The organism is Alkalihalobacillus bogoriensis ATCC BAA-922, from assembly GCF_000621445.1.
GTDB classification, from domain to species: Bacteria; Bacillota; Bacilli; order Bacillales; family Bacillaceae_F; genus Bacillus_AO; species Bacillus_AO bogoriense.
On sequence record NZ_JHYI01000027.1, the window covers coordinates 64,550 to 83,391 of the forward strand.

Genomic DNA, 18,842 nt, shown 5'->3' on the forward strand with positions numbered 1-18,842 from the left:
TATAATGGAATCAATGTTTTTCATTCCTTTACACCTTCTTTATATGCTGAGACTATTGATTTTTTAAGGAAGAGTAACCGTAATAGTAATGTAGTTTCTCCCTTTATTGTCTTCATTTTTCATTTTAATTGTACCACTATATTGATCAGTCAGTAGTTTTAAAGCAACTAAACCATAACCTCGATTTGTTGTTTTTTCCGTTTTAGTCGTGAATCCTTGTTCAAACATAGCTGAAAATTTAGAATTTGTTACATATTCACTTGGATTTGATACAGAAATCTTTAACTGGTTATCTCTTTCCACAAACGAAACTTGAATCGTTTCCCCAGGATATGAAGCTTCAATCGCATTATCAACTAATATCCCTACTATTTCAATCCATACATATTCATTCGTTTGAAACGAAGTAAAATCTGTAGATACATATGTAATCAGCTTAATCCTTTTCCATTGCGCAAGCTTCATTTTCGAATATAAGAAACCTGCTATCACTTTATTCTCAACATGAAGGAGGGGCTGAACTGTCATATCCTTAACCGCAAAGGATGTATACTCCCTTATCTTCTCTCTCACTTTCATAATGTCATCTTCTGTTTCTACAATACTAGAAATAGCTAAGATTTTATTAGAAAACTCATGTTGTTTTGCTCTCATTTCAGCAACAAGGTCATCAATAACGGGCATATATTGTTCAATCACATTTATTCTACTTTCCTGAATAATTTTTTTATTTTCTCTGTATACCATCCAAATATTCACAGTTACTATACTAAAAACTAAACTTAAAATCATCCATGCATACTCTATAACAACTACGGAGTTAAAGTTTGTCATGATTAGTAGAAAAAGCAGAATCGCAAATGAATTCCATACCATTATTTTTGAAAAAAATCGGCTTCCATCAATAGCTTTAGACAACGACTGAATAGGAAACAAGAGGAGAGCAAAAACAACTCCAAGTGTAACTACACGATCGATAACCGGTGAAACTTGTTCCGTAAAGACACCAACAAAAATCACACTACATATTCGAACGATAATCCAAACGATAAATCCTAAAATTGTAACATGTACAGCTTCCATTCTACTTACATTAAAAAAAACACTATTTAAAATAAGAACAATGATAAAAAGAAATAAAAACAGAAACCATGTATCGACCGGCAATATTTCATATTTATATATATCCAATCCAACAAAATCAACATTAGCTGAGTCTGAAGCAACAAAGTTTATCCGACTTACGAAGAAGAAAAACAAACACAAAGATATCCACTTGAAATCAATTGGGCGTATTGTCTTTCTAGCCACAAATGAACAAATAAGATAAATCGTTATCGTCTCAAGGAGTGTCTGCGTGGAAACTGACATGAATTCAATCATGTATACACATTTTCCACATATTTTTTTCCAATTGGAATTTCTTGTTGATTACATGATAATTTTATACAAGCGATTGTTTTATTTATTTTTTCAATATACCGCTTGTTGACAAGATAACTTTTATGGCATTGAATAAAATCAAATTCATGTAACAACTCATAAAGTTTTTTTAAGGAATACCCTGAGATTTCTTCAATTTTTTCTACTCCATTGGTGGCTATAAGGTGTATTTCAACTTTTTTACCAAAGGATTCAACGTATACAATTTTATTTACATCAAGCTCAAGAATAAAACTTTTTTGTTCTAGTCGAATTGATTTAGAAGGTTGAACAATATGACTTTTATATGAAGCTACTTCATCTACTATTTTTATGATTTCCTCTTTTGAAAATGGCTTGATTAGAAAATGATAACATTTTATCTCACGGTAGGCGGTCAGTTCCTCTCCGGCTAGTGCAGTTGCAAAAATCATGGGTGTAAAACGGTATTTCTCAATTGTTCTGAGTTGTTTCGCAAGTTCCGTACCTTTATAGTCCGTTAACTGAATGTCAAATATAAATATATCAATTTCCTTTTCCTTTGCGATTTCCAATGCTTTTGATGCGTATCCTGATATAAATAAATTCATCTTAACCTTTATTTCCAATAAAGCAGATTGAAATAATTGTTGGATGTGAGCATCGTCTTCGACAAGTAAAATATTCATTGTAAAATCCTTTCTTAGTCAACTCAGTACAGCATATTAGGATAGCTATATATTCTGACTTCAACAGCAAATCCCCTTCTTATCACTCTGCTTCTTCTAAAGAAAATAACAATCCCACTTATGTTATAGAAAAAGCCACTTCACACAAATAGTATGAAATGGCTATTTTTCTTTAATATACCCGCTCAGCAAACTGAGCTAGTTTTTCCAATGATGATTTATCGACATCCGCATGTAAGCTATTTCCATGCGAGTCCATCGTAACAATCGCTGCAAATCCTTCTACTTCAAGATGCCACATCGCTTCTGGAATTCCAAATTCCATTAAGTCTACACCTTTTACTTCTTTAATACAATCTGCATAATATTGCGCTGCCCCACCGATCGCATTTAAATACACTCCACCGTGCTCTTCTAATGCTTTTAACGTTTTTGGTCCCATGCCGCCTTTTCCGATGACCGCACGAATACCAAATTTCTTCATAATATCTCCTTGGTACGGTTCTTCACGAATACTTGTTGTTGGACCTGCCGCTTTAACATGCCAGTTTCCTTCTTCATCTTTTAACATGACCGGTCCGCAATGATAAATGACTTGGCCATTTAAATCAATTGGTGCTTCATGTTCCATTAAATGATGATGAATTGCGTCACGTCCCGTATGAAGCATGCCGTTAATGATAACAACATCTCCGACACGTAATTCACGAATTTGTTCTTCAGTAATCGGAGCTTGCAACACAACTTCACGCACATCTTGCTTTTCTGTTGTTGCTGCTACTTCTTCATTTGCAAATTCCACTTTTTCTCCATCTTTATACAACCAGTTAGTAATTTCACCAGTGTCCGCATTAAGATGAACACCTAAGCGACGGAAAGCCCAGCAGTTGTAAGCAACGGATACGAAGAAGCTTGCTGGTAAGCGGTTCATCGATCCGATTTTACAGCCGAGTAATGTCGCTTCTCCACCAAAGCCCATCGTACCAATTCCTAATTTATTGGCATTTTCCATGACGTAGTCTTCTAATTTGGCTAGATCTGGATTTTGATTCGTATCATCCACTGTACGGAATAATTGCTCTTTTGCTAATAAATAACTTGCAGAACGGTCTCCACCAATACCAACACCAATAAAACCAGCACTACAGCCTTGTCCTTGTGCTTGATACACAGAATGCATAATACATTTACGAATCCCATCTAAATCACGGCCAGCACGACCAAGACCTTCTAGCTCAGCTGGTAAGCTATATTGGATGTTTTTATTTTCACAGCCGCCTCCTTTTAATATTAGACGAGCATCAATATAATCTTCTTCCCATTGTTCAAAGTGGATAACCGGTGTTCCTCCACCTAAGTTATTTCCACTATTTTCACCTGTCAGTGAATCAACTGAGTTTGGACGTAGCTTTCCGTCTTTAGTTGCTTGCTCAATCGCTTCGCAAATCGCTTTTTTCATTTGAATTTGGTTTACACCAACAGGAACTTTAATTTCAAATGTCGGCATCCCAGTATCTTGGCAAATCGGAGAAACGTTCTCATCCGCCATTTGAATATTCTCTGTAATCGTTCCTAAAGATAGAGCCGCACGAGTTCCGGCATTTTCCTTTGCTTTTGCTGCTGCCACCGCTTTGCGGACATCATATGGTAGATTCGTAGATGTTTCTACGATTAAGTCATACATACTTTTCACTAATTGTTCCATGTTTCACCACTCCTCTATAGTTACAATCCATAGCTTTTATTATACGCCTTGTTTCTTGTTTTCGAAAGAGTTTATGACAGCGGTATCATTTGGTATCTTTTACTTCGTTATAAGATTTCATCTAGTTTGCGTAAATGAGAGGTGTCGTTAATATAAACAAAGCTTGGCTTTTTGCCTTCTTTTTGTTCGACTAAACTTACACTTGTGTTACCTATTTGAAAGGGACGATGAAATTCATGCCAGCTGTCACCTGCTAATATAAACATAATAAAAATACTAATAAACCCACCATGGGAAACAATCGCCACATTTTCGTTTTGATGTTCAAGCAACATTTGATTCCAGACAGTGTGACAACGTTGAGTTATTGCTTCAATTGTCTCTGTCCCTTCTACTCCAGACGTTAATATCGATCGTTCTTTTATAAAAGGATACATCGTATATATTTCTTCCGTCGATTTCTGTTCAAATGGACCTAGTCCAATTTCTCGAACGGTATCCCATTGTTGCACTGGCAATGATTTTTTGTTTGCAATGGCTTGTGCTGTGTCAAACGCTCTCGTTAAATCACTACTATATATGTAATCTAGTAAAATTGTTGAAAAAGAGTTTGCTAGATTTTCTGCTTGAATCCGTCCTTTTGGAGACAATGGGAAATCGGAGTGTCCTTGAATAATTCCATTTACATTTCCCATTGATTCGCCATGACGGATAAGGTATAACTTCATTCATTTCACTCCTCAGTCAAAGAATGACGGAACTGCTTACACTTAAATTCTATGTCATCTAACATGTCAATAATTCGGTCAATATCCTCAACCCCTGCATCTTCAGGGTCAATGGCATCTAATACGTTAAGCACCATTGTGACACGGTTATTTAAATAATTCATTTGATCTTTTTTATTGTGAATGGCTCCACCCATTGTGTTGTACCGCTCCTTTCATACTCTTCGTTAATGTATCAAAAAACAGTGAAAATCACAAGCAACCACAAGGTTTCCCTTTTTCGATTTCTGAAAGTACGTTATGATAGTAAAAAAAGAATCGTTACTTTTTTATCGAAAAAGGAGTTTCAACATTGATAAAACAACAACTTCCAATTACCCCTTCTTATGATCCATGGGAAGCTTATTTAGATGTAAAAGAATACGGAAACCTACAATTAACAAACATTGAATTTACAACGACGACTATTTGTAATATGCGCTGTGAACATTGTGCAGTTGGATACACTTTACAACCGAAAGACCCAACTGCCCTTCCATTAGAACTGCTTTTGCAGCGTTTAGATGAAATTCCAAAGCTTCGTTCGCTTAGCATCACAGGCGGCGAACCAATGCTTTCCATGAAGTCTGTTGATAACTATGTCGTACCTCTTCTTCAGTATGCCCATAACAGAGGTGTTCGCACACAAATCAATTCAAATTTAACATTGGAATTAGCTAGATACGAAAAAATCATCCCATATTTAGATGTTCTCCATATTTCGCATAACTACGGAAGTGTGGATGATTTTGTTGAGATTGGCTTTGCTATGATGGACAAAAAACCAACATATGAACAACGCGCTCGTTACTTTACTCGTATGATTGAAAATGCCAAAGCGTTAACATCAGCAGGTGTCATCGTCTCCGCAGAAACGATGGTAAATAAGCGGACATTACCACATCTTGCACATATTCATAATCAAATTGTGGAAATGGGCTGTCAGCGTCACGAAATCCACCCTATGTATCCAAGTGATTTCGCAAGTGGCCTTGAAGTAGCTTCATTAGCAGAAATTCGAGCAGGAATACATCACCTTCTTGATATTCGAGATCAGGATGTTTGGATGTTATTCGGGACTTTACCCTTTTACGCATGTAATACAAACGAAGATGATTTATCATTATTAACCCGCTTATATCGTGAGAAAAACGTCACTGTTCGTAATGACCCAGACGGTCGAAGTAGGTTAAATGTCAATATATTTGATGGAAATATTATTGTAACTGACTTTGGTGATGCTCCTGCATTAGGGAATATTAAAGACACTACATTGCAAACCGCTTATGAACGCTGGAATACATCAGCATTAAATAAAAGCATTAGTTGTCATTGTCCAACTGTAGAATGTTTAGGTCCAAATTTATTAGTAAAGGACGCGTATTATCAAAAGATTGATTTCACAACTAGAAAAGCCCAGATTTCAAAATAAGAGGAGTTTACTAAGTTGGCTTGGTATGTTGATATATTGTTTTATACTGGAGTAGCTTTATTTGTCGCTTGGACCATTCGAAGAGAAATTAAAAAGTTAACGATTGAAGAAAAGAAGCAAATCAAAGAGGAATTAAAGCATCCGCTTCCTCTATTATTTGAAAGTTTACCTACTATCGGATTAGTATTGTTTGTTGTCGGACAATTTTTAAATCTAAATTGGCTAAAAGCATTCGGTTTATTCATCGCAGGAAGCTCTTCGATTATCCACGGCGCCTTGATTGCGAAAAATGACAGTATAAAGAGAGGGATCCTTGTTATTGGTATTGGCATTTTCATTTGTGCACTGTTTCTTTATTTCCTTTATTAACGTTACTATGACGAAAGAAGGTTGTCCCCACTGAGACAACCTTCTTTCATTTCATTATTTCGGATGTTTCGCAGTATGGAACTGGAATGATAAATAATCTTGAACAGGAACCCAAGCTCCTATGCCTTGTTGCGTTACGTTTTTCACTTCAAGCTGTTTTTTCCCATGCTTTAACGTTAAATACACTTCACCATATGTGACTTGTCCTTTTTCATTTGCAGCTGGAACATAGGCATATAAATAGCCAACATTTTTCGGTTGGACATTATACACTTGCCCTTTCTTTGTACCGTAGCCGATGTTCGTTTCAAATGATAATGGTAACCCCGTTTTTTCTGCTGCTTTTATCATCATCATTTTTTTTACATCTTCACTTTTCGGAATTTCTGCCGTTAATCCACCTGTGACTTTCTTTTGTTGCTCTTGACTGTAAGAAACTTGTTTTGCCGCTTTCCCACCACGATTATCAAGGAAGTTCGTATTTACTTGTTTATATTCCCAGTTTACGTTCGTTTCAGTGGATTCATACGATAACGGCCATTCACCTAAATAAATCGATGCCCGCATTAATAAAGCTGACTTTAAAAATGATACTGACGATTCATTTAACATTCGAATCAATTCGGGATTTTCAATTTTTTCATTTGATGATTCTAACAATTCCTTCGTCATTTCACTTGGTTGTAGCTGTGGCAAATCTTGTGTTGGATTAGGATACGTGTTTTCCTTTGAAATATTTAACACATACTCGGGGATTTGCAACCCCTTTTTTTCTTTTGGTTTTTTATCGTCTTCCTCAGCTAACGTTTGTAATGGCAGGACAACTAGTAAGGCAAGTAAAAAAACGATCGTCCACTTTTTCATAGGTGTAATCCTCCTCGTTACTATACTTCAGCTTATTTCATACTTTTATTTTTTTCGATCAAGAGGGAAATTATCCACGTATTTCTTTTCTAGCCGTCATTTTTTTGTTAGAGTACGGATAAGGACATCTAAAAAGGAGCGAAATATGGATAAACAAAGGATTTTATTTATAGGTGCAGGAAGAATGGCTGAAGCGATTTTTTCTGGTTTACTTAAAGAGAAAGCTGAGTTTATTGAAACAATCATTTTATCTAATCAGTCTGATGTTACAAGGTTAGAAAAAATGCAAGCGGCATACAACGTAGCCATTACAACAGATTGGAAAACGGTCATTTCAGACGTTGATATTATTGTACTTGCTTGTCCACCAAAGGCACATGCAGCTGTGTTAGATGACATGAGTCCTTATATAAAAGGCCAATTCATCGTAACCGTTGCAGCTGGAATCGGGTTAGCAATATTGGAAGATAAACTACCGACGGGAACACCCGTGGCTTGGGTCATGCCAAATACAAGCGCTGATGTTGGAGAGTCGATGTCCATCTATTGCTATGGTCAAGCGGTTAGCGACTACGAACGCCGATTACTGGAAATGATGTTAGATGGAATTGGTGCGTATGAAGAGTGTACTGAACAACAAATTCACTCACTCACTGCGATTACTGGAAGTGCTCCGGCTTTCTTTTATAAATTTTGTGAAGCATTAGAAGAAGAAGCGATTACATATGGCATTTCTAGAGAGAAAGCTCGCACCCTTGTCGCACAAATGGTCTACGGAAGTGCAGCCATGGTAAAAGCCGGCAACGACCCTGTCAATTTGCGAGAACAAGTCACCTCGCCAGGTGGAGCAACAGCTGCTGGATTAGAAGTACTTGAGCAAAAAGGCTATGCAAATATTATTCAAGAAGCAGTCAAAGCAACAAATGCAAGAGCATTAGCTCAAGGAAAAAATTAAAGATTGGAAGCGAGAACCTCTGCCAATGAGATGGGAACACTTTGGCGGGGTTTTTCTTACTGTGCGCTCCACCCGTTACGGACATCTATTCCGTTATTCGATGAAAAATGGCGGTTTCTCCAACTCGTTTGGACACCTGTTCCGTTATTTTGACTTCAAAGCCCTATTCAGCTTAATTTTCCAATTAATAGCGGAACAGTTGTCCGTTAGATTTTTAAAAAGTACCGATAATCTAACATTAACGGAATAGGTGTCCGTAACTGTTCACCACCTTTTTTTCCAGTAACCCCCACTTACAAAGCTGTCTATAACATGTTTATAATTTTTATATTAAAACAATGTAAGGAGAGACAGTATTATGAGTATACGCAATAAATTGTTCGTAGGGTTTGGTGCCGTGTTAGCTGTTGCACTTATTGCATTTCTAGCTAATTTATTTGCCCTTCAATCCGTATCACATTCATACCAAAACATGGTCGAACTCGAAGTAAAAAAACTGCAATTAGCTCAAGAAATTCAATATGAAGATTTAATCCTTACTAATTCAATTCGCGGAATCATAATTGACCCTAACTCTGTTGAAGAACGTCAGCGTTATGATGCCTATGCAATCCAGCTTGAAGAAAATATAAATGAGGTTCTTACACTTATTAAAGACCCGCGCGCCTTAGCAATTTTTGAAAAATTGGATTCGTATAATCAGGAACTAGTGGAATTAGAAACGCAAATGATGAATTTAGCTGGAGAAAATCCAGAACAAACACTTGCCATTTTTAACGGGGATTACGCAAATGTACGGAATGTTTTTAGCACAAGTTTAGAAGAATTTAAACAAATCCAACAAGAAATTATGGCTACCCGAGTTGCGGAAGATGAAGCGATGATTCAATTACAAACGATGATTGGGATTGGTTCTTTACTTGCTGCAATTGTTATTGGCATTATAATTGCCTATGTCATTTCAATCAAAACAACAAAGCCACTAACACAAGTTGTTGAAAGATTAAATGAGCTGTCAAATAACGAAGGTGATTTAACTGTTCGTCTGCCTGTTAAGAGTAAGGATGAAATTGGCCAATTAGCTACCGCGTTTAATGGCATGATAGCAAATATTCAAAGCTTAATTACAGAAGTCCGTTCAACGACTGATGAAGTCGCATCGTCTGCTGAGCAGTTATCTGCAAGCTCTGAACAAAGCTCAACGGCTACACAACAAATTACCGAATCCGTTCAGAGTATTTCAGCTGGAACAGAAAAACAAAACAGTATGACAGAAGCTAGTTCTTCTGTGATGGGAGAATTATCCATTGGCATCCAGCGAATCGCTGAATCAGCCGCTTTGGTCTCAGAATCTGCTATTTCAACAACCCAATCTGCTGAACAAGGAACGGAAACGATCCAACAGTCAATTGAACAAATGAAAACAATCCAGGATACAGTAAAAAATGCAGAACAGCAAACAAAAGCATTAGACGAGCTTACTGAAGAAATAGGACAAATTTCAAATGTGATTACAGGGATTGCTGACCAAACAAATCTCCTCGCTTTAAATGCCGCCATTGAAGCGGCACGTGCAGGCGAATCTGGAAAAGGCTTTGCCGTTGTTGCAGATGAAGTGAGGAAACTAGCAGAGGAATCAAAAAGCTCTGCTGCACAAATTACAGAATTGATTCAGCGCATCCAAAAAAATACGTCAGAAACAGTTGTGTTTATGGAGCACGGTACAAATGAAGTCGAAGCAGGAATTAAAGCTGTTCATCAAGCAGGTATGACATTTGAAACAATTGCAAAAGCGATCCAAGATGTTACCGCCCAAATTCAAGAAATTTCCGCTTCTACTCAACAAGTGTCTGCTGGTACCGAACAAGTGACAACCTCTTTCCAAGAAGTTGCCGAAATATCGAAAGAAACGGCTGCAGATACGCAAAATGTCGCTGCATCTTCAGAAGAACAGCTAGCTTCAATTGAAGAAATTACGTCTTCTTCGAAAAACCTTGCTACGACATCTGAAAAATTACAAAAACTAGTCGGACGTTTCCATGTGTAACTGAAGGAGAAGAAGTTTCGGACACACGTTCCGCTATTTCACAAAAAAACGCAGTTTCGTGCGCTTGTTCGGACATCTGTTCCGTTATTTCGCTTTCAAATCCTTATTCAACCTGATTTTTCCGCCAATAGCGGAACAGATGTCCGTTAGATTTTCAAAAAGGGCCAAAACATAACAATTAACGGAATAGGTGTCCGTAACGATTCTGCCCCATACTATATAACAATAAAGCACGTACATATGTTCAAATATGTACGTGCTTTTTTAATTTCCTTCGACCACTGCACGCAATCGATTATAAACAATATCGTCCCAACCATGATTCATACGTTTCCGCACAACCGTACTATCTTCATTTGCTTTTGAGACAACAGCGTCTTTCCATCCACTATGAAGTAATGTAAATTCTGTCTCTCCTTCTGACACTTCACGCAGTTCAAAAGTGACGATCCAGCCATCTGTGTCCCATGAAAATGTAAGATGATGTTGTTCAGAAAGGTCAATCACTTTACACGGGGACGGACCAAATGGTGATTGAAGGTGAAATTCATGCCTAACCTTTGCCTCAAAGTCATTTGGCATAAACCAAGACTCAATTCCTTTTGCCGTTGCTACAGTTTGCCAAACTTTATCAATAGGTGCTTGTAACGTAATTGTTTTTTTTATATCTTCCACAAACTTCACTCCTTTTCTACAATCAAATCTTATCCATTACGATTCAAATTGCAACTCTCGGTTCATTGCCCTGTTTTAGGTTCTCTACATTCTGTCTTAAGTAACGAGTATACATACGTATCAAAAGATTGATTATTTTGTACCATATAATTGCGGAGTACACCTTCTCTTTGAAACCCAAACTTTGTTAGCAAATGATTCGACCGGTCGTTTTCTATAAATACAACCGCTCCAATCCGAGAAAGTTGCATTGTCTCAAATCCATAATATACGACTTCTCGCAACGCTTCTTTCGCATACCCTTGTCCCCAATATTGCGGAAGAATTTCATATCCAACTTCTGCTCGTTTATGCTTCGGCATCCACAGATTAAAACCAATCGTACCAATAAGCTGATTTGTTTCCTTTAGTTCTATTCCCCACCGTATTCCTTTTTTCTCTTTAAAGTTAAAAGCAAAAGCATTAATCAGTTGTTCTGCATCTGTTACTGCCTTCATTTGTTCCATGCCATAAAAGCGGAGTAATTGCGAGTTGGAAAAACAAGTAAATATCTCTTTCTTATCACTTGTGTTGATTTCTCTTAATACTAATCGTTCTGTTTGTAACATAGGAAACACTAGCATCTCCACCTACTCTATTTTTTTCTACTATCAAACTTAAAATAGTACTTATGTATCATTTATTGATAATCACATCGAAAAACAAAGAATTTTCTCGTTACCCTTTTTTCATCAATTCAAAACCTATAAATCATCCTTTATACATATGTTTCCATGATTATTCCCTTTAATAAATACGTTACTTTTCTAAAAAAATGATGTACACTGTTATAGGTATAAATACTCATTCATTTCACTACACCTATAGGAGGATCAACATGAAAGCAAACAACATATTCGTCACTACCATGATAGCAGTTTTGATATTATCAATTATCGGGAGTTTGTTTTTTACAAACACATTTGCTAGTGTCGCACTAACCGTTTTATCTCTCATTATCTCTATCGGACTTTTCTTTCATTATAAGCAATCAGCGACACATCTCGATACCATTTATAACGGGATTAAAAAAGCAGCGCTTAGTGATTATATATTAATTGAACATGCTGCTGAAACAGTTAGAAATATGACGAAATCGATGAATTCTCAATCTGGAAATAGCAGACAAACCGTCATTAATCATCTTCAAACATTTTTAAACGATAATGACCATTATTTAGGAGTTTGGGCCGCTTGGGAACCAAATTCTTTTGATAACAACGACACCCATTCTATCGGTCAATTCGGAAATCAAATCGGGCAAATGTCCCCCTATCTCGTACGTAATGGAAATGGTATTGACGTAAGCTTTTTAGATGACTTACATGCCGAGACTTTTTACACTACACCAATGAAAGAAGGAAAACTTACAGTCATTGACCCTTTCTTCTTTGACATTAATGGTCAAAATGTTTTAATGACAACTGTAGCCGCACCTATGATTTCAAAAGGAAAAATAATAGGAGTTGTGGGGGTCGATATTCAGTTAAAGTCTGCAAAAACGATTAACCGTGATCTTCTTACCCTTTCAGTAAATCAGTCAAATGTTACACTTTCTGACCAAATCGAAAAATTACAGTCGTTAGGTGGATTATATCGACGCATTGGACAAGCAATTGCCGCATTACAAGTTGAACAAAAAGAAATGCTAGAATACTTAGATAAAACGACAAAAGCTGTCTTTGAAACAACAGAAGAATTCCTTACAATCTCAAAACAATCTTCAGCGGCAGCCAATGAAGTGTCTTCCGCGATTACTGATATTGCCGAAGGGGCTTCAACACAGGCAACAGATACTGAAAGAGGTAGCGAACAAGTTGAAATGCTTGGCCAAATTATTGAAAAAGACCAAATTCAATTAACGAACCTCAATCAATTCATTACTGAAATCATTGCACAAAATAGAGAAGCAGAGCAAGTAACAAAACAATTAATTCAATCAAATGATGAAAGTACGGTAACTGTAAAAAAAGTTGCGGCTACGATAAAACAGTCCACAGAAAGCGCAAAGAAAATTGAGCGGGCAAGTGTCGGCATACTAGACATTACAGAACAAACAAATCTACTCGCACTAAATGCTTCCATTGAAGCAGCAAGAGCTGGAGAATACGGAAAAGGATTTGCTGTTGTTGCCAATGAAATTAGAAAATTAGCAGAGCAATCGAAACAATTTTCAGAAGAAATCACGACTGACATCCATGAATTAGGTCATAAGTCTACGGAAGCTGTCAATACAATGAATGGGCTAGAATCGATCATCTCTAATCAATCAACAAACGTAAAAAATGTTGATAATACATTAAGTCATATTTCTTTATCCGTTGAAACGATAGAGAAAAGCATTCAAGACTTGAACAATTCTGGTATTGAAATGGATTCAAAGAAAAATGAATTAATTGAGATTATGCAAAACCTATCCGCCATTGCCCAAGAAAACGCTGCAGGAACAGAAGAAATTACTGCCTCTATTGAAGAACTTTCCACTAATGTCGATAAATCCGCAACATCTAGTGTTCAATTACATGATATTGTAAATGAATTAAAGCTAGTAGCTGAAAGATTAAAAGTATAACGTCTGTCTATAAACATCTGAACACCCCTATTTGCAAATCTTCTATCGGGGTGTTCACCTTTCTCTTCTACTCCCAACATTCTAGCACTCTCCCAATCAATCCCTCATACTGGTGCACTCCTAAATCGATATTTGTCATGATAACAATCCCTGTAGCGTTTTTTGGATATAAGCGAATCATCGATTGAAAACCCACACCCCAACCAAATGAATTAGCTTGAAGTTTCATGTTTTTCCGTTCTAAAAACAAGCCAAGTCCGGCCCACTCTCTTCCTCCTTGTCCTGTTAGGAGCTGTTCGACCGCTTCTTTCGTCAAACCTAACTTACCTTTCCCTTCCAAGCTCTCAAACAACTCCACAAGAACACGAGCTAAGTCTCTGCTTGTAGTCCATAGTCCTGAGGCTGCTGGAAATGGATAATGGGTATATTTAGCTGTAACAACCCCATTTTTGTTATGTCCACTTGCAGCCGTTTTGTTATGCTCGCTCACACGATAAGTACTTTCATCCATATTGAGCGGTTCAAAGATTTTCATTCTCATCACTTCTTCAAACGAAGTGTCACATACATCTTCAATGACTTGTTGAACAATACAATAACCCGCATCTGAATAATGAAATTCACTTCCTGGCTGAACATTTGGCTCTATTTTTTCTGAACAAAAAGCTGTCTGTCCATCTAATAGCTCCTGCATCCTCATGCTTTCACCAATCGTCCCATTTGAAAAACTTCCATCTGGGTCGATAATCCCGCCTTGGTGACTTAGTAACAAGCGTAATGTGACTGGTTGCTCCTCTATCAAAGGACTGTCTTTTACTTTCCAGCTTTTTAGCTTGTTATTTATATTTTCATCAAGAGTGAATGCTCCTTCTTCAGTTAACTTCATCACTAAAATAGCCGTTACTAACTTACTCATTGAACAAGCATGGAACATTGATGTATCCCCAACATCATAGCTTGTGTCCGCTTCTAGTACTCCGTAGTGTTTTTGTTTGACTTCATTTTGATTTATTGTTGCAATGCTTACACCTGGAACATTCCATTCTCTTATCAATTGTTCAACTTTTCGTTTGTCCATTTAGCCCTCTCCTCTAATAATTTTTGTATAATGCACTTTTGTGATAAAGTAAAACATTCCGTATACAATGATGTACATTGCATACATCACACTTGACAATGCGAGTACAACAAAGTACGAATTTTCTTGTGGTATCATCGCTGAGAATATAATCGTATCAGCTGCTTTCATTGCAAATAAGCTATGAATAAGGCCAACGCCAAGGGGAATTAAATAAATAGGTATTATTCTTTTTGTTAAAACTTTCCTTTCCATTTTGTCATTCAACCCTATTTTTCTTAGCATTTTATATTGATGTTTTTCTTCTTCCGCTACTAATATCTGTTTAAAATAAAGCAAACTCGCCGTCATCACAATAACAATGGCGCTAATAAATAACCCAATAAAACATATAAGACCAAACAAATTAATGGCGTCGTGATATTCTCTAAAGATCGTTCGAAACTCGACATTTTTTGCTGTTAATAGCGAAGCCACCTCTTTATAACTGTCCTCCGACTGTAAAGCATCTGTATAGTTCATCGCTTGTACATGACCGACTAGTGACAGCACCTCTTGCTCATACATATCCTGAAACTGTTCATCCTGAACAACGATCGCTCTATCTACTCCACCAGACATAAAAGAGAAGACGACTTTTTCTTTTACCATTAAATGAAAATCTTCAATTTGTACCTTTTCATTTGTCCCCTCTTTTTTCATAGATTGGTTAGATAACGCATCTACGAAAAGAACTTCTCCTTTTTTTAATTCAATAGGAACAGCGGTACTTTTAGAGTTTGTGACAATTTGATTGTATGTCGTTAACGGAAATACATGAACATCACCGTAAAAATAAGCGAGTGCAACAGGGGCTTCGTAAAGTTCATATGAAACTTCCTCAGTCACCCTTTGTCCATGTTGATTTAATGTTTCTACGATTTCTCGTTTTACTTCCTCATCTTTGTCAAAATATAATAAGTCATAGCCGACACTATTGTATGTGTTAATTTCAATTTGTTGATAAAGTGTATAGGCCGTTGCCATTGCTGTTGTCGCTACCGTAGTTAATATCGCAATGGTAGCTAGTAAAGAAGACATTGATTTCATTTGGTGGGACGCAGATGATACGGCTATTAAATTGGGGGCTTGATAATACTTCTTCTTCCATCGTTTTATTAAATAAATAACTTTTGCTACCCCACTCCAAAAAAAGAAAAACGTACCTTGAATCACAAAAAGGACAATCAAAATCATCAAATTAACGACCGTATCAGAGTTCGGTAATAAAGCTAAACCGTACCCAACCGCAGTGATTAGAATTGAAAATACTAACACATAAATGGAACCTTCCCACCGCTCCTCGGCTACTTTTTCTGCTTTAAATAAATCGACTAACTCTACGTTTCGAATCGATAAATAATTAGCGATTATAATAACAACATAAATAGCAATATACAAAAGAACGGTTAGTATAATTGCTTCTAATTCAATTAAAGCTGCTGGACTACTTGAATAAAGAGGTAATGAAAGTGAAAAGATTAAATATGTAACCAATTTTGAAAACAATATCCCAATCATAATACCGGTCATTAAACTTGGTATACCGACTATCATTGTTTCATAAATAAGTAATGTTGCTATTTTCTTCTCCGTCATTCCAAATAATACATAGGTAGAAATTTCTTTTTTTCTTGCTTTCATAAAACTATGATTTGAATGAATAAGAAAAAACAAGACAAACACAATAACGATAATACTCGTACTTCCGAGCAAAACTGCGAAGCGATCATTCCGCAAAAATGCTTCGACGACAGCGTCATTAAAAAGCAATGCAAAAAAAGTATAACTTGTAAATATACAAAAGGTGAGTGCGAAAAAATACATCCCATACTTCACTCGATTTCGCTTCATGTTCCGCCATGCTAGGTGTTGTAAGTTCATGATGACTTTCCTCCAAGCACCCTCATCTTGCTCATAATTATTGTGATGTAATTCTCATTATTATCCTGCTTCTTCACTTCATCAATGAATACACCATCTTTAATAAACAATATTCTTTCACAATAGCTTGCAGCAAAGACATCATGTGTGACCATCAAAATGGTAACTTGAAAATGTTCATTTAATTCTTGTAAAAGCAAAAGTAAATCTTCACTCGATGTTGAATCTAAGTTGCCAGTCGGTTCATCTGCCAATATTATCGCTGGACTTGTAATTAATGCCCGACATGCCGCTGCTCGTTGTTGTTGACCACCAGATACTTCATATGGATATTTATCTACTACTTCCTCTATCCCAAGTTTTTTCACAAGTGGTTTAAGCTTTTCTTCGAGTACTTCCGAATCTTGCTCTTGAAGTGCTAATGGCAAAATGATATTTTCCTTTAACGTCATTGTTTCTAATAAGTTATAATCTTGAAAAATGAAGCCAATATTCTCTACTCGATGTTTAGCTAACTCACCTTTTTTTAATGAGACAACGTCTTTGTCGTTGATTTTTATCGTTCCTGTCGTCGGTTTATCTAAACTGCCAAGTACATTTAACAATGTTGTCTTCCCAGACCCAGATGAGCCCATTATGCCAACAAATTCTCCTTTTTCAATATGAAAACTAATATGTCGTAACGCTTCATATGTCTTTTCATTATTTTTAGATTGATAGCTTTTGCTCACATTTTCAACTTCAACAATTTTCATGACATACCCCTTAATTTTTCCCTTTTAAACACTTGTTTATATTAATTTCGTTTTTACCCTCCCATCCCCTTCAATAACATGATATTGTTAGTGACAATAATAAAGAAAAATGCAGGGGAGCGATATTCTTGCAACCAAAAGCCATCGTTTTTGATTTAGACGGTACATTATTAACGTCAGAAAAAACAGTCACAGAACGTACAAAACAAGCTTTGGAAAAAATGAAAGCTAGCGGAATTCCTCTTCTTTTCGCCACAGCTAGGCCACCAAGATTTACTAGATTTAACATTGATTTTGCATCATTAGGATCGTTGATTTTTTATAATGGAGCTTTATTTCATTGTCCTTATACAAAGAAAACAAAGCATGTCTCCATTGCCAATCCACTAGCAAAGGCTATCATCCAGTACATCCTTTCCATAGATGAACAAGCCAATGTCAGTATTGAAGTGCAAGATAAATGGTTTTCTCCTAAACCACTAGACTATCGGACATTGATGAAAGTAGAACAAAACCCAACAGTGATCGATTATTCTACTTTTACATCATTTGATTGCACAAAAATTTTAGTAACAGATTTTCAGTACCCTAATAAGCTACATGAAAAGTACAGGGACCTAGTTACGATCCACGTGACAGATTCTGGGCAATTAGTGCAAATCATGGCACGACAGTGTTCCAAAGAGACAGCTGTCGAATATTTATTAACAAAACAAAAGATCTCCTTAGAAGATACTCTTTGTTTTGGCGATGATTATAATGACGTTGGCTTGTTTCAAAGTTGCGGGTACTCTGTGGCCATGGGGAATGCGATGATGGAAGTAAAAGAAATAGCAACTGAAGTAACTGATACAAATGACCATGACGGTGTGGCAAAAATATTAGAACGCTTTTTTTAATTGCCTAAGCTTACGGACATGTGTTCACTGGCGTTGCAAATATATCCACAGGTTTAATTCTTACCTAGCTTCTAGTTAGCACAAATAACATATCCGTTCCATTGCGCTACAGCCACTCGCTTTCCGCGGGGAGGTGGCGAGCCTCCTCGGCTAACGCCTGTGGGGTCTCGCCGCTCCTCTCTTTCCCGCAGGAGTCGAGTGGCTTTCGCTCCATTTCACTCAGTGGAATCACTATATTTTTATGCTTTACATTTCAACTAACAAAGTGAAAATTTGAAGAAAACACTAGACGAATAAAAAAAATTCTCCTATTGTAAAAGCAAAGCCAAAGTTATCCGTGACTTTTACAATAAGGAGAATTTTATGGATAACAAAATTGTATCAAATCAATCTACACTAAGTAAATGTTTATCTCTATTACCATTCGATTCATTCCGTTCTAGCTTTCAAGATTGGGGAGTTAAAAAAATAACGACAGCTAATTTACTAAGAATTTGTGTCGCTTCTCAATTACAAAATTGGGAATCGTATACTCAAATAGAAGAGGAAATTAGGGCTAGAAAAGATTCGCAAGAATTATTTGGACTATCAAGTATTAGTGGTTCTCAAGTATCTAGACGCGTAAATACATTACCATCAACGATGGTAGAAAGATTATTTCAAATAGCTGTA

The 18,842-nt window shown here is 36.6% G+C and carries 18 protein-coding genes; 7 read left to right on the forward strand and 11 right to left on the reverse strand.

The genetic code is table 11. The annotated features are described in order from the left end of the window. Positions 1-63 precede the first annotated feature (63 nt). The 5 genes from T323_RS0111695 to T323_RS0111715 form a co-directional block, all read right to left on the reverse strand. Positions 64-1,371 carry a sensor histidine kinase gene (locus tag T323_RS0111695; RefSeq protein WP_169737896.1) on the reverse strand — a complete coding sequence of 436 codons (1,308 nt, stop codon included), beginning with the start codon at positions 1,369-1,371 and terminating at the stop codon, positions 64-66. Between the two features lie 8 nt (positions 1,372-1,379). Next, positions 1,380-2,090 (reverse strand): LytR/AlgR family response regulator transcription factor, encoded by a 711-nt coding sequence (locus T323_RS0111700; protein ID WP_026673447.1) that lies wholly within the window; start codon positions 2,088-2,090, stop codon positions 1,380-1,382. Between the two features lie 172 nt (positions 2,091-2,262). Continuing rightward, complete coding sequence (locus tag T323_RS0111705) at positions 2,263-3,795, reverse strand: fumarate hydratase (RefSeq protein WP_026673448.1); 1,533 nt, start codon at positions 3,793-3,795, stop codon at positions 2,263-2,265. Positions 3,796-3,902: 107 nt separating this feature from the next. Continuing rightward, entirely contained in the window at positions 3,903-4,523 is a 621-nt protein-coding gene (locus T323_RS0111710; RefSeq protein ID WP_026673449.1) for a histidine phosphatase family protein, read from the reverse strand. Positions 4,524-4,528: 5 nt separating this feature from the next. After that, positions 4,529-4,720, reverse strand: coding sequence for an SE1561 family protein (locus T323_RS0111715; protein ID WP_026673450.1), 192 nt, complete (start codon positions 4,718-4,720; stop codon positions 4,529-4,531). A 158-nt stretch (positions 4,721-4,878) separates the two neighbouring features. Here T323_RS0111715 and yfkAB point away from each other — a divergent pair, with 158 nt between their 5' ends. Both yfkAB and T323_RS0111725 read left to right on the forward strand, forming a co-directional pair. After that, entirely contained in the window at positions 4,879-5,994 is a 1,116-nt protein-coding gene (gene yfkAB, locus T323_RS0111720) for a radical SAM/CxCxxxxC motif protein YfkAB (protein WP_026673451.1), read from the forward strand. A gap of 15 nt (positions 5,995-6,009) precedes the next feature. Further along, positions 6,010-6,363 (forward strand): hypothetical protein, encoded by a 354-nt coding sequence (locus tag T323_RS0111725; protein ID WP_026673452.1) that lies wholly within the window; start codon positions 6,010-6,012, stop codon positions 6,361-6,363. 54 nt (positions 6,364-6,417) lie between these two features. Here the strand turns inward: T323_RS0111725 and T323_RS0111730 are convergent, their stop codons facing one another. Beyond that, positions 6,418-7,227 carry a YfkD famly protein gene (locus T323_RS0111730; protein ID WP_026673453.1) on the reverse strand — a complete coding sequence of 270 codons (810 nt, stop codon included), beginning with the start codon at positions 7,225-7,227 and terminating at the stop codon, positions 6,418-6,420. Positions 7,228-7,345: 118 nt separating this feature from the next. Here T323_RS0111730 and proC point away from each other — a divergent pair, with 118 nt between their 5' ends. Both proC and T323_RS26610 read left to right on the forward strand, forming a co-directional pair. Continuing rightward, entirely contained in the window at positions 7,346-8,182 is an 837-nt protein-coding gene (proC, locus tag T323_RS0111735; protein ID WP_026673454.1) for a pyrroline-5-carboxylate reductase, read from the forward strand. 358 nt (positions 8,183-8,540) lie between these two features. Beyond that, a complete protein-coding gene (locus tag T323_RS26610; RefSeq protein WP_051556507.1) occupies positions 8,541-10,229 on the forward strand; it encodes a methyl-accepting chemotaxis protein in 1,689 nt (562 codons plus the stop codon). Positions 10,230-10,493: 264 nt separating this feature from the next. Here the strand turns inward: T323_RS26610 and T323_RS0111745 are convergent, their stop codons facing one another. Beyond that, on the reverse strand, positions 10,494-10,913 hold the full coding sequence (locus T323_RS0111745) for an SRPBCC family protein (protein WP_026673455.1): 420 nt from the start codon (positions 10,911-10,913) through the stop codon (positions 10,494-10,496). A 53-nt stretch (positions 10,914-10,966) separates the two neighbouring features. Continuing rightward, a complete protein-coding gene (locus tag T323_RS0111750; RefSeq protein WP_026673456.1) occupies positions 10,967-11,521 on the reverse strand; it encodes a GNAT family N-acetyltransferase in 555 nt (184 codons plus the stop codon). A gap of 260 nt (positions 11,522-11,781) precedes the next feature. Between T323_RS0111750 and T323_RS27975 the strand changes: the two genes are divergently transcribed. After that, positions 11,782-13,515, forward strand: coding sequence for a methyl-accepting chemotaxis protein (locus T323_RS27975; RefSeq protein WP_026673457.1), 1,734 nt, complete (start codon positions 11,782-11,784; stop codon positions 13,513-13,515). A gap of 67 nt (positions 13,516-13,582) precedes the next feature. Here T323_RS27975 and T323_RS0111760 read toward each other — a convergent pair whose 3' ends face one another. From T323_RS0111760 to T323_RS0111770, 3 genes are read right to left on the reverse strand one after another with little or no spacing between them, the layout of a single operon-like run. Further along, a complete protein-coding gene (locus T323_RS0111760; RefSeq protein WP_026673458.1) occupies positions 13,583-14,593 on the reverse strand; it encodes a serine hydrolase domain-containing protein in 1,011 nt (336 codons plus the stop codon). Beyond that, the gene (locus T323_RS0111765) at positions 14,594-16,516 is read right to left on the reverse strand and encodes an ABC transporter permease (RefSeq protein WP_026673459.1); all 1,923 of its coding nucleotides are present in this window, start codon (positions 16,514-16,516) and stop codon (positions 14,594-14,596) included. It abuts the gene before it with no gap. Next, on the reverse strand, positions 16,513-17,271 hold the full coding sequence (locus tag T323_RS0111770) for an ABC transporter ATP-binding protein (protein ID WP_026673460.1): 759 nt from the start codon (positions 17,269-17,271) through the stop codon (positions 16,513-16,515). Before T323_RS0111770 ends, T323_RS0111765 begins: the two co-directional genes overlap by 4 nt. Before the next feature lie 128 nt (positions 17,272-17,399). Between T323_RS0111770 and T323_RS0111775 the strand changes: the two genes are divergently transcribed. Both T323_RS0111775 and T323_RS0111780 read left to right on the forward strand, forming a co-directional pair. After that, complete coding sequence (locus tag T323_RS0111775) at positions 17,400-18,170, forward strand: Cof-type HAD-IIB family hydrolase (protein WP_035178513.1); 771 nt, start codon at positions 17,400-17,402, stop codon at positions 18,168-18,170. Between the two features lie 363 nt (positions 18,171-18,533). Next, the coding region (locus tag T323_RS0111780) for a transposase (RefSeq protein ID WP_026673462.1) at positions 18,534-18,842 on the forward strand (309 nt) is incomplete at its 3' end.

Bases quoted from the DNA above. Each gene is read 5' to 3' on its own strand.
- T323_RS0111695 (WP_169737896.1), bottom strand. From the start codon at position 1,371: ATGTCAGTTTCCACGCAGACACTCCTTGAGACGATAACGATTTATCTT.
- T323_RS0111700 (WP_026673447.1), bottom strand. From the start codon at position 2,090: ATGAATATTTTACTTGTCGAAGACGATGCTCACATCCAACAATTATTT.
- T323_RS0111705 (WP_026673448.1), bottom strand. From the start codon at position 3,795: ATGGAACAATTAGTGAAAAGTATGTATGACTTAATCGTAGAAACATCT.
- T323_RS0111710 (WP_026673449.1), bottom strand. From the start codon at position 4,523: ATGAAGTTATACCTTATCCGTCATGGCGAATCAATGGGAAATGTAAAT.
- T323_RS0111715 (WP_026673450.1), bottom strand. From the start codon at position 4,720: ATGGGTGGAGCCATTCACAATAAAAAAGATCAAATGAATTATTTAAAT.
- T323_RS0111730 (WP_026673453.1), bottom strand. From the start codon at position 7,227: ATGAAAAAGTGGACGATCGTTTTTTTACTTGCCTTACTAGTTGTCCTG.
- T323_RS26610 (WP_051556507.1), top strand. From the start codon at position 8,541: ATGAGTATACGCAATAAATTGTTCGTAGGGTTTGGTGCCGTGTTAGCT.
- T323_RS27975 (WP_026673457.1), top strand. From the start codon at position 11,782: ATGAAAGCAAACAACATATTCGTCACTACCATGATAGCAGTTTTGATA.
- T323_RS0111760 (WP_026673458.1), bottom strand. From the start codon at position 14,593: ATGGACAAACGAAAAGTTGAACAATTGATAAGAGAATGGAATGTTCCA.
- T323_RS0111765 (WP_026673459.1), bottom strand. From the start codon at position 16,516: ATGAACTTACAACACCTAGCATGGCGGAACATGAAGCGAAATCGAGTG.
- T323_RS0111770 (WP_026673460.1), bottom strand. From the start codon at position 17,271: ATGAAAATTGTTGAAGTTGAAAATGTGAGCAAAAGCTATCAATCTAAA.